The following is a 13315-nucleotide window of genomic DNA, read 5'->3' as shown; positions in this document are numbered from 1 at the left end:
CATCCTTATATCTGAATCGGATAGTAATATGGTTGGTTGTGAGGGCTGCCCCTATCGATACCTTAAACAAGCTTCACGAGACGGGTCGTAAACCGTCCCGTTCGGACCTGCATCCAGCCGCGAAGCTCGTCGTCGAGTTCGCGGTCGTCGGTATCGACGCGCAGTGCGTCGATTCCGTCCAGTTTCGTCCCCGAGGCGACGACCTCGATTTCGTCAGCGCGCCGGATGACTGCCGGCGAGAGCTGGTGGTTGCCGCGGCCGAAGAGAAACCCCTGTCCGCCGATCGGTGAGACGACGATCGTCACCGGTCCCTCGAGCACCTCAAGAATCTCGCTCTCGGAGGCGTCGCGGGCGAGCAGTTCGCCGTCGCGCCAGACGTCGACGCCGAGCGGGGAGGGGTCGATCTCCAACTCTCGTTCGATGGCCCCGACGGTGCCGCCGGGGGCGAAGACGTACGTCCGATCCGCGTCGATTTCGCGGGCGAATCCCGCGGCCAGCGAGTCGACGTTCCCGCTCGAGACCTGCTTGCTCGACTGGACGTCGGGCGCGACGGGAACCGGGACGACGGCCCGTAGTTCGGACCGGACCTCACCCTCGCGGTAGGCCTCCTCGTCGATGTCGTTGACTTCACGGTCGGCGACGCGATCGAACTCCGCGGCGATCCGTCCGGCGTCGGCGGGCGTTACCGCGAACACTGAGGAGTAGATCTTGACGCCGGCGGGAACGCCCAGCATTGGTGTCGGGTCATCGCTCGCTTCTTCGATAACTCGAGCGACGTCGACGGCCGTCCCATCGCCCCCGACGAAGAGGACGAGATCGACGCCGTGCTCGAGAACGGCCTCGACCGCCGCTCGCGTATCCGCCGCGGTCGTCTCGGCAGTTTCCGGAGGCGTCCTCGACTCTTCTGCAGTCGCCGGATTCGTTCCCGAATCTTCCGCAGTCGCCGGCTCCGCTGCCGTCTTCGACTCCGCCACAGGTGCCGGATCGTAGACGACCACGGGATCGTAGCCGGCGTCTCGAACCGCGCGCTCGCCCATCACGTCCGCGGCCGTGTAGACGGGTAGCTCCGGCGCGCGCCGGTGAAGCGCTTGCAGTGCTTCTCGCGCCCGTTCGGGCGCACGCGGCTCGGCCCCGCGGCGTCGCGCCTCCTCGAGTTTGCCGTCGGTTCCCTTCAATCCGACCCGACCACCCATCCCCGCGATCGGGTTCACGACGACACCGAGAGACTCCATACCGGAGGTAGGGGGAGCCGTTGCAAAAGCCGTGTGGTGTTTTCGGCGCAGACGAGAGCGAGCGACGAACGCCGGGGTCTCTCCGGCGGAGCGACGTTGAGAACTGCCCCATCGGGATTCTGAAAGATTAAGAGGGATGGGAACACACCGCCGAACATGAACCAACTCGCGTTCGCCGTGCTCGAGGCGGAGACGGAACTGCCGATGGAGATCGCCGGCTGGGGGGTCCTGGCACTGAGTCTGCTCGTGACGATTGGCTGGCTCGCCTACCTGTACCGCTAATCCGTACTGCTGAGGGCGCCGGCCGACGCTCTCGGCCGCTTAGTTCGGGCTCTCGACGCGCTCGCGGAGCCATGCCGCGGCCGCCGCGACCGTCGCTTCGTCGGTCCCCGTGAGGGAGAGTCGAACCGTCCCACCCGGATAGCTGCCGACCGTCACGTCGAACCGTTCTCGGACTTCGGCAATTCGATCGAGGAGTGCGCTCTCCGGTTCGTCGGCGACGACCTCCTCGCGGTACGTCGTGGTCCCCGAAAACTCGGACTCGATCGACTCGAACATCGCCTTCATCTCCGAGGGGACGCCCGGGAGCACGTAGATACCCTCGAGGACGGCCCCGGGTGCGACCCCCGCCTCGTTGTGCAGCGCGCGTGCGCCCTTCGGCAGGTCGGCCGTTCCTTCGGTCAGGTCGGCACGCGAGTAGCCGTCGTCCTCGAGCCAGGCGAGCGCACCCTCGTGTTCCTCGAGCGAGCGGCCGACGGCAGCGGCGACGCCCGTCACGGTGACGTCGTCGTGCGTCGGTCCGAGGCCGCCGGTGACAATTACGGCGTCGTACTCGGCCCGGTACTCGTTGACGACGCGGGCGATGTCGCCGATTCGGTCGGGGATCGTGGTGACGCGTTCGACCGAAACGCCGCGGTCGCTGAGCCGGTCACAGAGCCAGGTGGCGTTGGTGTTTATCGTCCGTCCGGCGAGCAGTTCGTCTCCGACGGTGACGACCGCGACGTTCATGACGCCTCGTTCGGGCCGCGGAGTGAAACGAGTATCGAGGCGTCGGTTCGGCCCCGCGGTCGCCGCTGCGCTGGCGCTCGACGCCATCGTGTCAGTCTTCTACCTTATTCGCCGATCGCCGCTCAAACTTATAAAGCCGGTCCCGAAGCAACCACAAGATTAAATCTTGATAATTCATTACACAGTGAACGATGTCTCATAGTCGGAGGGAACGACCCGAGGCGGACTCGACCACGGTCCTTTCAGCGCTCGGGAACAAATACAGCGCAGAGATTCTCTGTGCTGCAGGCACACCGAAATCAGCACAGGCACTGAGTAACGATATCGAGATCCCGATCGCAACGTGTTACCGTCGGATCGAAGAACTCGTCGACGCGGGGCTGTTGACCTGCGAGGGCCGACAGCTGTCCGAAGAAGGTCGGCGGACGAACATCTATCGGCGGACGCTCGACGAAATCGAAGTCGACTTCTCCGACGAGCGCCCGCAGTTCTCTCGGAAACGACGAACTGAAGCCAAAAACAGGCTTCAGGACCAGCTCAAGGACTGAACGCGTCGCTCGCGAACGGTCGCAGTCGGTGCAGTACGCGGTGGAAGGTGGTGGGGCGGAGTCGAGAACAGTCGGCTGCGCCCCGCTCGCCGTTTCCGATCGCGGTCTCACGGGGATCTCGGTACTTTTTGAGGTGTTCCGATTCCGCTCGCTAGCGAGTGCGGTACGTCGCTCGAGCCTTCCGTGCGCGTTCGTGTACCTGCGGCCCCGTCCGTCCGAGTTCGTGTGACAGCGCACCGAGTGGACCACAGTTAAGTGTTCCTGTGAGAATACTCGGGTATGACTGGACGAGCAACGACGTCCGATCGACGGGACGAGTTCGGTGCCGACGGCGGCGAGGATGCGATCACCGGGACCGAGCGCGTTCTCCACGTCGGCCGGGACCGACCGATCAGAATCAGCACCGGGCACCGGATTCTCCACCACGACGGGAAGTGCTCGCGACCCCACGGTCACAACTACGAGGTCGCCGTCACCGTCGCCGGCGAACTGACCGAAGAGGGGTGGGTCGCCGACAAAGGTGATATTACCGACGTCATCGACGAGTGGGATCACATGTTCCTCCTCGAGGCGGGCGACCCCCTCGTCGACGCCTTCGAGGCAGCCGGCGACGACGACGGGGTGATCGTCCTCGAGCATCCGCCAACGGCGGAGGTGATGAGCGTCATTCTGGAGCGCAAACTCGAGGCCGCGCTGCCCGAGAACGTCACCGAAATCGGCGTTCAGGTCAACGAAACGAGCGAACTCTGCGGCGGGAGCCGGTTCTGAGATGCCGGTCTCGAACTCGGTCGATCGGGAGGAACCGTCGACCGGCGACACCGACACCGACGGCGACGCGGGCGACCGCGAGCCGACGGACGGACTCCCGATCAACGAACTGTTCTACTCCCTGCAAGGCGAGGGAACGCTCGCCGGCGTTCCGTCGGTGTTCGTCCGCACGAGCGGCTGTAACCTCCGTTGTTGGTTCTGTGACTCCTACCACACCTCCTGGGAGCCGACCCACGCCTGGCTGGATCTCGAGGCGATCATCGAGGAGATCGAGTCGTACGAACGGGCCGAACACGTCGTCCTCACGGGCGGCGAGCCCATGATCCACGAGGGCTGTGTCGACCTGCTCGAGGCGCTCGACGAGCGCGGCTATCACACCACCGTCGAGACCAACGGGACGATCTACCGGGACGCGCCGATCGATCTCGCCTCGATCAGCCCGAAACTCGAGAGCAGTACGCCGACGCCCGAACGCGATCCAAAAGGGAAAGGAGAGTGGGCGGAGCGCCACGAGAACGATCGGATCGATCTCGAGGCGCTCACCGACCTCGTCGAGACGTACGACGTTCAGCTCAAGTTCGTCGTCACCGACGACGACGATCTGCCCGAGATTCTCGAGTTGCTCGCGGCCCTGCGAGACGCGGCGGCCGTCCCGATTCGCGACAACGATGTCCTCCTGATGCCCGAAGGCGCGACGCGAGAGCGACTCGAGGAGACCCGCACTCGAGTCGCCCAGTTGGCGATGGACCATGGCTTCCGGTACACGCCGCGACTCCACGTCGACCTCTGGAACGACGCCCCCGAGACGTAATTCGCAATGACTGACACCACCGACGCTACCGCGACCGACGAATCGACCTCGAAACGCGCCGTCGTCCTCCTCTCCGGCGGGATGGACAGCGCCACCGCCGCCTACGAGGCCCGCGACCGCGGCTACGAGATATACGCGCTCCATACCTCATACGGCCAGCGGACGGAGGATCGCGAACTCGAGTGCGCTCGCCGACTTGCCGACGAACTCGACGCTGCCGACTTCCTGCGGATCGAGACCGGCCACCTCGCCGAGATCGGTGCCTCGAGTCTCACCGACGACGAGATGGCCGTCGAAGACGCGGATATGGACAGCGACGAGATCCCCTCGTCGTACGTCCCCTTCCGAAACGCGAACCTGCTCTCGATGGCCGTCTCCTACGCCGAGGCCAACGACTGCGAGGCCGTCTTCATCGGCGCCCACAGCGAGGACTTCGCGGGCTATCCGGACTGCCGGCCCGAGTTCTTCGAGGCCTTCGAACAGGTCGTCGACGTCGGGACGAAACCCGACACCGAGATATCGATCGAGGCCCCGTTCGTCGAGGATTCGAAGACGGATATCGCCGAGCGAGGGGTGACTCTCGAGGTCCCCTACGAACACACCTGGAGCTGTTACCGCGAGAACGAACCCGCCTGTGGGACCTGTGACTCGTGTGCGTTCCGCCTACAGGCGTTTCAGAACGTCGGCGTTCGGGATCCGATCGCGTACGCCGAGCGGCCGTCGTACCTCGAGGAGGCCGGCGAGTAGTAGACCGAGCCGTTGAGCCACAGGTCGCAGTCGACCCCCACCGACATAATTATTGATCAACACGTTCAATCCGATAGCAATGGCCGTCTCCTTTCTCGAGTGGTTCCGCGACGACGACGGGTGGACGACCCCAGACGGTCGCCGCGGGGAACTCGTCGCTCTCGTGATCGCGCTCCCGATATTCTGCTTCGTCGTCTCGCTCGAGACGGGGCTCCCGAACCCTTTCGAGAGCCCCGGCGCCGTGCTCCTCGGGGCCGTCTGTGGCTTTTGCTACGCGGTGTACTGGCGCCGGCGGCTCTGCGCTCTCGTCCCTGAAGGGCTCCGAAACTTCGTGCTGGGATCGCTTCTCAGCGGTGGTCTCGGGCTCTCGCTCCTCGAGGTCGTCGACCTCGCCGCTCCGACGGTGTTGTTCGTTCTGGCGGCGATCGGCGCGATCCTCGCGATCTACTTCGCGTGGCTGCTCTCCCCGATTGAGGAGGGACTCCAGCCACCACGCCGAGGCGCCAGCCCGCCGCAGGCAGTGGAATCGACGCCGTCGAATCGGTGATCGGCGAACCACCGGTAAACTCCCGCCAAGCGCCTCCCACCGCCCTCCACGCGCCCTCCGTACGCCTACCACGCCTCTTCGAGAATCCCCTCGATATCCTCGACGGAGGGATCCAGTCCCGGCGGTACGTTCGCCATAAGCCGGTCGGCAAGCACGTACTCGGCGACCGCGGTGAACTCGTCGGGCCCGGGCCCGTCGACGTCACGTAGCTTCGAGGGGAGGTCGAGTCCGTCTCGAATCTCGGTGACCGCTTCGACGACCGCAGCGCCGTGATCCGCTGCGTTGTCGACGCCCAGCGCGTTCGCGAGCATCCCCTCTCGCGTGTCGACTCCCTCCTGCTCGAAGAGGTACTCGAGGACGTACGGGACGACGACTGCGTGGGCGGCCCCCTGCTGGACGTCGTAGGTGTGAGTCAGACCGTGACCGAAGGCGTGGACGATCGAGAGTACCGACCCACTGGACCGCGAGATGCCGTACTGGACCAGCACGATTCCCTCGAGAATCGTCTCGAACGTATCGATATCGCGGTCACCGTCGCCGAACGCCCGGAGGCCGTCCTCGAGTTTCTCGAGGCCGTGTCTGGCCGTCGCGTCGGTTACCGGCGTCGCGTCGGCCGCGTAGATGGCCTCGATCCCCTTGTCGAACCCGTTCATCGCCGAGCCCGCGAGGATCGAGTCGGGCGTGGTCGCGACCAGTTCCGGATCGTAGACCGCCGCGGCGGGCATCAGCCCCGGCGCCGAGAGCCCGCCGCTGATCTCCTCGTCGACCGGTCCCGAGTCGGGCGAGGCGGTGAGCCCCCCGGCCATCGAGAGGTCGGCCCCGGCAAGCGTCGTGGGAATTGCGACGATCGGAATTAGCCCGTCGTCCGGGATCGGAAGCGTACCGGTTTCGGCGAGCTCCCGACCGGCGGCCGCCGGACCGAGGTCGGTCGCCGCGAGGACGCTGATGGCTTTCGCGACGTCGAGACTGCTTCCGCCGCCGAGGCTCACGAGGACGTCGGCGTCGTGATCTTCGAGTCGATCACGACCCTCGAGGGCCGTCTGCAGACGCTTTTTCGGCGTCGTCTCGTCGAAGATGTGGGCGAGCCGGTCGCCGAGACCCTCCGTGACGGGGTCGATCACGTCGGGCGCGCTCCCGACGGTCGAGCCACAGACGAGCAGGGCACGCTCGAGTCCCAGTATTTCGAGTTCGGTCTCGAGTTCCGCGACGCAACCGGAACCGAACCGAATCGTCGCCGGATCGTACTCGAATCGGACGGTCGAGTCCCGCCGATCGTCGCTCGAGTGAGTCGGTGTCATAGGCGACGGTACGGGCGGATCGGTGTTAAAAGCGAGAACTGCGGCGATCGACGGAGAACTCGCTCGAGCGGACACTGATAGCCCCGATCGACGAGCCGATCACCGCTCCCTGCAGCGGAGCGACCGAGCGCGGCGGCTCGAGAACGCGTCGGTCGCTTCGCAAAAAACGTGTGCTGTCGAATCTCGATCGGCGTGCGATCGTCGACTTCCGATTACTCTGCTGCGACGTCTTCTTCGTCGACGTCGACTGCAGTCGCTTCCTCTTCGGCGACTTCCTCGGGGCGGGCCTCGAGGGTCGTCTTCTGGATCTCGACGCGGCGCAGCGGGTAGATCGTCTTGGCCTCGCCGTAGATCGCCGAGGAGAGGCGACCCTCGACGACGCTGTCGACGAGTTCCTCGAAGTCGCGCTCGGCGGCGGCTTCTTCGATCATCTGGACCATCTGTTCGCGGATGGCCTTCTCCTGGCTCGCGTCGGCCTTCTTGGTCGTGAAGGCGACGGGCTGGATCTGGACGCGGTAGTCGTCCGTCGTGAGGACGGTGACGTAGGCCTCGACCTTCGAGGCGCCGCGGCGAACCAGCGAGCGCAGGTAATCCCGCGTCAGCGAGTGCTCGACGAACTCCGTGTACGCCGAGTCGCTGCCGACGTCGGTGACCTTGAAGGTCAGCTTCGTGTTGTTCTCGCTGGCGTTGTTCGTCAACTCGCCGAGCGTCGTGACGATTGTTCGGTCGTATACTTTCTCCGGTTCGTCAGCGGGGGTCTCGCCGAGTTCCTGGCGGTCGAACTGCTCCGGTGCCAGGATGGTGTACCACCGCTTCTCCTGTTTCGCTCGTGAAACTGATCGTTCACTCATGATGTATCGTGTGTGGTGTTGCTGTCTGCGTCGGACACGGTCCCCGTGTCCTGTGGTCGGTCGCGCTGTTCGGCTCCGGTCTGTCCCGTCCGAGCGACGTCGATTGCGACCTCGAGATTGACCACGTAGTCGTCGACGTTCGAGTGGAGTCCGCCGGTCGTCTCGCGTTCGATTCGCGTGACGACGGCGCCGTTTTCGACTTCGGTCTCCATCTCGTCGGTGTTGTCCGGGCGCAGCGCCCGAGCGACGAGTTCCGGGTCGTCGTGGGTCGTTCGAATAGTCGCGCGTCGGCTCACAGTACCTCCCTCACTGTCGCGATGATCGTCGACTCGTCCACGTCGGCGTCGTATCGGAGATAGCCGCGCCGTCGGCCGCCGTCGTAGGCGACGTCGGGAATCCCGACGTCTTCGAACTCGCGGGCGACGGCCTCGACGGTCGCACCGAGGCGCTCGTCGCCCCGGGTCGCGACCGCGGCCTCGCCGTTTCCGACGGCGAGAACCGACGGCTCCGGCGATCGAAACGCGACGGCCATTCGAGCGACCGCGTCGACTGGCCCATCGTCGATTCCGAGGACGAACAGCCCGTCGTAGCGGCCGGTCGACGCGCTCTCGAGTGCCGCGTGGGCTCGGCGGCCGTAGGCTCGCCAGGCCGCGAGCGCCGGCTCGTGGGCGTCGTGGCCCATCGCGAGCGCCGCGCCCGTTCCCGGCTCCGTTCGCGCCGTCGCCTCGAGGACGTCCGCGTAGCCGCCGACCGTCGCGAACCCGTGGTCGGGCGTCGCGTACGGCCGGAGCGCGCGCTGGATCGTCTCCGCGGCAACTGGGGCCGCGTTGTCGTCGCCGATCACGTCGAGTGCGACGGCCGAGCCGATCGCCCGATGGTCGTCGCCGTCGTACGTCTCGGGGGCCTCGAGGTCGATATCGAGTCCCGCGAGTGCGTCGCGCGTCGCGTCGGTGTCGCCCGACCACGGCGCGTGTAGCCGCGTCGAGTGGGTGAGTCCGTCCACCGGATCCGCGGTCGGAACCGCGAGTCCGGGACGACGGTCGACGAGCCCGCGTTCGCGGGCGGTCTCGAGGACCCACTCGCTCTCGCCGGCACCCGGCTCCACGTCGGCGGCGACGAGGCCGGCGAGTGCGAGGACGGGATCCGGCGTCGCGTCGAGGTCGCGGACGAGGTCGAGCGCCGCGAGCGTGGCCGGTCGATCGGCCGTCTCGAGGCTCGTGATATCCGCGTCGACGGCCCCGACGCCAATCGTGGCGTCGTCGGCCGCCGGCTCTCGATCCCGAACGCGTGCCGTCCGGTCCGCGACGGTCCGTCCAACGCTAACCTGATACGGCGTGTCGCGTTCGCGGAGCGCCCTCGCGAGGAGGCCGCTCGCCGCGAGCGCGTCGCCGTCTGCTCGTGCCACGATGTGGACGAAGCCCGCACTCTCGAGGACGCTCGCGGTGGGGGCGGACGACGGCTCGGCGGAACGACCCTCTGTGGACATTAGTGAGGCGAGGTTACTCCTCGAGGAGGTCCTTCGCGACCTCGTAGGAGTACGTGAAGTCCGGCTCGAGCTCGTTCCCTCGGTAGTAGGTGACGAGACGGCGGACCTTCGACTCCGTGTTCTGCAGCGCGCGTTTGTTCTGGTAGTCCTGCTGGTTCTCCTGGATGTGCTCGCGCAGGCGAATCGCGCGTTCCATCAGGTTCTCGAGATCCTCGGGGAGGTCCGACTTGGCGTCGTTCTCCTCGAGAATCGCGGTGAGCTTCTTCCCGGTCGCCAGCTTGACGTCCGGGATGGGCGTGCCCGTGACACCCTCGTCACGCAGCTTCATCCCGATCTGGCTGGGATCGTAGCCCTGCTCTGCCAGTTCGACGACGCGGTCTTCGATCTTGTCCGCGTCGACGTCGCTCCACTCCGGCGGTTCGTCTGCCGCTGGCTTGTCCGATCCGGACGAGCCTCGGCGGCGGGTATGCATTCGTGCCATTGGTGAGGATAGGAACCGCACTGACCGCTCGATTGTGCGATAGTCGGTCATCCGACTACCGTTGCACTTCCGCAATCCCAAGCCGTCCGAAAGAGTGGACGGCACAGTCAGATTTGCGGCCGTGCGCTTCCCACCGGGGCTTTCGCTCGGACGGACTAAAGGGTTTCTAGACCGGGACCGACTCGGAAGTCGTGGCTCTGGTGGGTTTGGGCTGAAGAAATGGTGGCCTGTCTCGCGTGTGGCTACAGCAACGCCCTGATCTGGCGGGTGGTGAGCCGACAGCCACAGGGCTGTGCGTTGTGGGTGTGCGGACCCATTGTGGTAACCCACGCGAGTTGACTGTCACAACTGGGACACCGACCCAACACTGACTGGTGAGGCTCTTCCTCACTCATGCTGGCGTCCCAGCGTTGGCTGTGAGGATGTACTCCGAGTGCGATACGGCTGACTTGCGGGACGTTTATATCGTCGTGGTCGGAACGTAATCATGGCTTCGAGCTAGCGCTTGGAAGCCACGTCTCGGGTGTTCCAGCACCCGGGGCATTTCGGCGCAGGCCCCCTGCGGCGGATTGGAGTCGTAGCTTCCATACACGTCTTGTCTGGATATTAACTTATAACTACTGGAATGTGGGTTCGCGGGGACTGTGCGTGTTAGGCTCAGGGGTGGCTCGAGCATTTCGAGGGGTTTATCTATTCCCGTGGGAAAAGATGGAATGCGAACGAGGGCTCGTAGATCAGAGGTAGATCACTCCCTTGGCATGGGAGAGGCCCCGGGTTCAAATCCCGGCGAGTCCACTTCTTCACGTCGCTTCGCTCGTTCAGTCGTAGACTCGCCGAACATCGCAAACCCTCCGGGTTTGCTCAATCCCGGTGAGCCCACTCGGAAATTTGCGTTTCAGTCCTTCTAACGCCTGGATTTCGTTCCCTGAGGGGATTCTGACGGCTAACAATACGACAGTGCTGATAGCTGCTTGCAGCGAGCGTCAGACCTTTTGGCTGGCGATTCCTCTTGCCGTGTGTGGGGGACAGTCCCCACGGAAGTTCTGAGATTTATTCCGGATCACCAGAGCTACCTTCTGGGCGGCGTTGCACCGACGCCCGGTCTCACATACCAACAAGAGTTATCTTCAGCCAACTTGGTAGCTCCTTACCTGCGTGTTACACCCATTGTGCATAAATGAATCAGAAGCCTGTTACAATCTGGAGAATTCTTTTGTGGGTATAGGATGAAGAATAGGTACCTCCATACTGTATTGGGGACTAACGAGGCAGTCGAGTACCTGGATGACTATCTGGGATGATCGAATTCTCGAGATTATCCGTGAGAAAGGACCAAAGCCAGTTGGGAAACTTACTGAACGAGACGAAATCAGAATTTGTCAATCATCGGTCTCACGACGATGTAACAAACTCGCTGAGAATGGCCTTTTGGCCCCTCTCGGGAATGGCGTCTACACAATTACTGATCGAGGAAAAGCGTACCTCGATGAAGAGTACGATGCCGAAAACGAGGTCTTTCTCAACGGTAACAGTTCGAGAAATGGTCCGAATGCGAGTCAGACTTCCGAATCGTGACGGACCGAAAGCCTGCTCGATGGATGTGTACGCTTGATGAACGAATCCTTGAGCATCTATCTGAAGATTCGTGGTCTACGCCACGACATATGTCTCAAACTGTCAAACTCACCGCTTCGCGCGGACGAGTTGAAGAACGTTGTCAGATGCTTACCCAGGTTGGACTGGCTGCTCTAATCTCTGAAGATCGCAACATGTACGAGATCACTTGTGAGGGAGTAGAGTACCTCAACGGCGATCTTGATGTCGAGAATCGGCCAACCCGTCACCTCAAACACTTCGTGGTTGATCTTAGTGTCTTCTTCTGAGGCATATATCAGAGGTCACAGCAGTGGTAGTATAGTACTCAGGAAGATAGCCAAACCTTTCACCTGAAAATAACTTTGGCAATAACTTTTATGTTAGCCTGATATCTTGAGGTAAGCAACAAGATGGCGACTCATAAACTCATTCCTTACTGGATTCATTTGACAAAAAAGTACCACCCAGAGGATGCAATTCAGCTAGACAATTTAATGGGCGAAGGGACTGATTTTTCGGTAAACAATTTGATAAATGTGGTTGATGGTTTTTGCTCAAATTATAAGTCGGGGTACGAAAATTTGCCTAAGATGGAGAAAACATTTAGTATAAAAAAAAGGAAACCAGATGATAATGTTATAGAGGGAATTATTCGAACGGGTAGATATGGTACAGGAGCAGACCACAGGAACGTTAACGATGATTCCCTAGAGGAGGGAGCTAGAGGAGCGGACGACGCTGTTGTACTGCCCTATTATTTTCTCTTAGTATTGCCATCAGACAATAAGAAGCAGGCATTACTGATCCTCGAGAAAATTGGCAATTTAGGCACAAAGATGCCCCTTGAGGAGGTTTTCAATGACTGGGTCGGTAAGAGGGGAAATTGCTTAGTTCATTACGATCCAGTGGTCACAGAAGACCTTTATGAAAAGGTAGAAAATGCAGATAGAATCCTTTCCCTGGAGTTGACCAAAACACGCTCAGCGCAGGCACTCCATGATCAGCTTGGCTCACCGTTCAAGAGCTATGGTCAAGCTGATGAAAAACTGGTCTTCGATAGTTCAACAGCCGGTTCGAATATACCCGTGAATATTGACGAAATGAAAGATCTGTTTTTCAATTCGGAACGCTCAGCGGTTACAATTCGAGATCAGGAATTTGCAGATGGGAAACTGAGAATTGAGGATGGTGGTTCACAAAGAACTTTATCACTCTTTCAGGAAGAAGTCAATATGAACCAGATTTTAGACTTCGAAAAAGACAACATAGATAAGGATGATCAAGGCCATCCTGACCCATCTGATCTATCACGTATTGCAAGAGAGTTTGCTAATGACATCTTGGAGGACCACAATGAAGATGAAATATCGGATAGTCCATTATTCTAATGGGACTATTTAGTATTCTACCGATAGTTCGAGAGCACTATAAGTCATTAGTCAGTGACTCATCTAAAAAACGCACAATATTTATTTTTGGGATTATACCGATAGCAATATCACTGACACTTATATTGCGCGGAATGAATCTCACGAATAGTTTAGCAGAGGTTCTGATTCCAGCGATATCAGTGCTAATTGGATTCTCAATCAATGCGATGCTATTGCTTATCGGACGGGTGAGTGATGAAACTACAGATAGAGAAGAAAAACTCATTAAGAACACACGAAATCATACGATGTATGCTGTTATTATTGGCCTGGCCACTTTGGTGTTGGTGGTTGGTTTCTTAGTGACTTCTGGAGAAACACTGATTCCAATTGATTTACCATTTAGGACGTTCACTTCTTTCATACTCTACTCTTTGATCGGCCATTATATAATCTCTCTATATTTATTGCCAGCAAGGTTCTATGCTATTGCAGAAAATGTCGAGATAGACTGATGGATCTCAAACTATGCGTTTCTAAGACATTAAGTATCAGTAGTATATAGAATAGTA

17 protein-coding genes and 1 tRNA gene are annotated in these 13315 nt (G+C 61.0%); 11 read left to right on the top strand and 7 right to left on the bottom strand.

What is annotated here, in order from left to right; genetic code table 11:
- Positions 1-62: 62 nt before the first annotated feature.
- Entirely contained in the window at positions 63-1232 is a 1170-nt protein-coding gene (locus ACSFDB_RS01985) for an ATP-NAD kinase family protein (protein ID WP_440769367.1), read from the bottom strand.
- A gap of 156 nt (positions 1233-1388) precedes the next feature.
- On the opposite strand from ACSFDB_RS01985, the gene ACSFDB_RS01980 reads away from it, so the two are divergent.
- Positions 1389-1514 (top strand): hypothetical protein, encoded by a 126-nt coding sequence (locus ACSFDB_RS01980; RefSeq protein WP_006091941.1) that lies wholly within the window; start codon positions 1389-1391, stop codon positions 1512-1514.
- 39 nt (positions 1515-1553) lie between these two features.
- On the opposite strand, the gene ACSFDB_RS01975 is transcribed toward ACSFDB_RS01980, so the two are convergent.
- The gene (locus ACSFDB_RS01975) at positions 1554-2240 is read right to left on the bottom strand and encodes a competence/damage-inducible protein A (RefSeq protein ID WP_440769366.1); all 687 of its coding nucleotides are present in this window, start codon (positions 2238-2240) and stop codon (positions 1554-1556) included.
- Positions 2241-2431: 191 nt separating this feature from the next.
- On the opposite strand from ACSFDB_RS01975, the gene ACSFDB_RS01970 reads away from it, so the two are divergent.
- The 5 genes from ACSFDB_RS01970 (at position 2432) to ACSFDB_RS01950 (ending at position 5661) form a co-directional block, all read left to right on the top strand.
- Complete coding sequence (locus ACSFDB_RS01970; protein WP_090304066.1) at positions 2432-2788, top strand: winged helix-turn-helix domain-containing protein; 357 nt, start codon at positions 2432-2434, stop codon at positions 2786-2788.
- A gap of 279 nt (positions 2789-3067) precedes the next feature.
- Complete coding sequence (locus ACSFDB_RS01965; protein WP_440769365.1) at positions 3068-3556, top strand: 6-pyruvoyl trahydropterin synthase family protein; 489 nt, start codon at positions 3068-3070, stop codon at positions 3554-3556.
- Between the two features lies 1 nt (position 3557).
- The gene (locus tag ACSFDB_RS01960) at positions 3558-4367 is read left to right on the top strand and encodes a 7-carboxy-7-deazaguanine synthase QueE (protein WP_440769364.1); all 810 of its coding nucleotides are present in this window, start codon (positions 3558-3560) and stop codon (positions 4365-4367) included.
- A 6-nt stretch (positions 4368-4373) separates the two neighbouring features.
- Entirely contained in the window at positions 4374-5114 is a 741-nt protein-coding gene (queC, locus tag ACSFDB_RS01955; RefSeq protein WP_440769363.1) for a 7-cyano-7-deazaguanine synthase QueC, read from the top strand.
- A 79-nt stretch (positions 5115-5193) separates the two neighbouring features.
- Positions 5194-5661, top strand: a complete 468-nt coding sequence (locus ACSFDB_RS01950) for a hypothetical protein (RefSeq protein ID WP_440769362.1) — start codon at positions 5194-5196, stop codon at positions 5659-5661.
- Positions 5662-5726: 65 nt separating this feature from the next.
- On the opposite strand, the gene ACSFDB_RS01945 is transcribed toward ACSFDB_RS01950, so the two are convergent.
- The 5 genes from ACSFDB_RS01945 to ACSFDB_RS01925 form a co-directional block, all read right to left on the bottom strand.
- A complete protein-coding gene (locus ACSFDB_RS01945) occupies positions 5727-6959 on the bottom strand; it encodes an iron-containing alcohol dehydrogenase family protein (RefSeq protein ID WP_440769361.1) in 1233 nt (410 codons plus the stop codon).
- 212 nt (positions 6960-7171) lie between these two features.
- On the bottom strand, positions 7172-7810 hold the full coding sequence (locus ACSFDB_RS01940) for a 30S ribosomal protein S3ae (RefSeq protein ID WP_440769360.1): 639 nt from the start codon (positions 7808-7810) through the stop codon (positions 7172-7174).
- Complete coding sequence (locus ACSFDB_RS01935; RefSeq protein WP_440769359.1) at positions 7807-8106, bottom strand: KEOPS complex subunit Pcc1; 300 nt, start codon at positions 8104-8106, stop codon at positions 7807-7809. The genes ACSFDB_RS01940 and ACSFDB_RS01935 overlap by 4 nt, the downstream gene beginning before the upstream one ends.
- A complete protein-coding gene (locus tag ACSFDB_RS01930; protein WP_440769358.1) occupies positions 8103-9296 on the bottom strand; it encodes an exonuclease in 1194 nt (397 codons plus the stop codon). The genes ACSFDB_RS01935 and ACSFDB_RS01930 overlap by 4 nt, the downstream gene beginning before the upstream one ends.
- 13 nt (positions 9297-9309) lie before the next feature.
- Positions 9310-9777, bottom strand: coding sequence for a 30S ribosomal protein S15 (locus ACSFDB_RS01925; protein WP_440769357.1), 468 nt, complete (start codon positions 9775-9777; stop codon positions 9310-9312).
- A 723-nt stretch (positions 9778-10500) separates the two neighbouring features.
- Between ACSFDB_RS01925 and ACSFDB_RS01920 the strand changes: the two genes are divergently transcribed.
- From ACSFDB_RS01920 to ACSFDB_RS01905, 5 genes are all read left to right on the top strand, one after another.
- Positions 10501-10572: transfer RNA gene (locus tag ACSFDB_RS01920), tRNA-Ala, on the top strand.
- Between the two features lie 489 nt (positions 10573-11061).
- Entirely contained in the window at positions 11062-11352 is a 291-nt protein-coding gene (locus tag ACSFDB_RS01915) for a winged helix-turn-helix domain-containing protein (protein WP_440769356.1), read from the top strand.
- 23 nt (positions 11353-11375) lie between these two features.
- Positions 11376-11660 carry a winged helix-turn-helix domain-containing protein gene (locus ACSFDB_RS21020; protein ID WP_502260880.1) on the top strand — a complete coding sequence of 95 codons (285 nt, stop codon included), beginning with the start codon at positions 11376-11378 and terminating at the stop codon, positions 11658-11660.
- Between the two features lie 123 nt (positions 11661-11783).
- Positions 11784-12761 (top strand): hypothetical protein, encoded by a 978-nt coding sequence (locus ACSFDB_RS01910; protein WP_440769355.1) that lies wholly within the window; start codon positions 11784-11786, stop codon positions 12759-12761.
- 134 nt (positions 12762-12895) lie between these two features.
- The gene (locus ACSFDB_RS01905; protein ID WP_440769354.1) at positions 12896-13258 is read left to right on the top strand and encodes a hypothetical protein; all 363 of its coding nucleotides are present in this window, start codon (positions 12896-12898) and stop codon (positions 13256-13258) included.
- Positions 13259-13315 lie beyond the last annotated feature (57 nt).

The sequence above is a fragment of the Natronorubrum amylolyticum genome (assembly GCF_052040145.1).
Taxonomy (GTDB): Archaea; Halobacteriota; Halobacteria; order Halobacteriales; family Natrialbaceae; genus Natronorubrum.
This window is presented reverse-complemented; position numbering and strand designations above follow the sequence as displayed.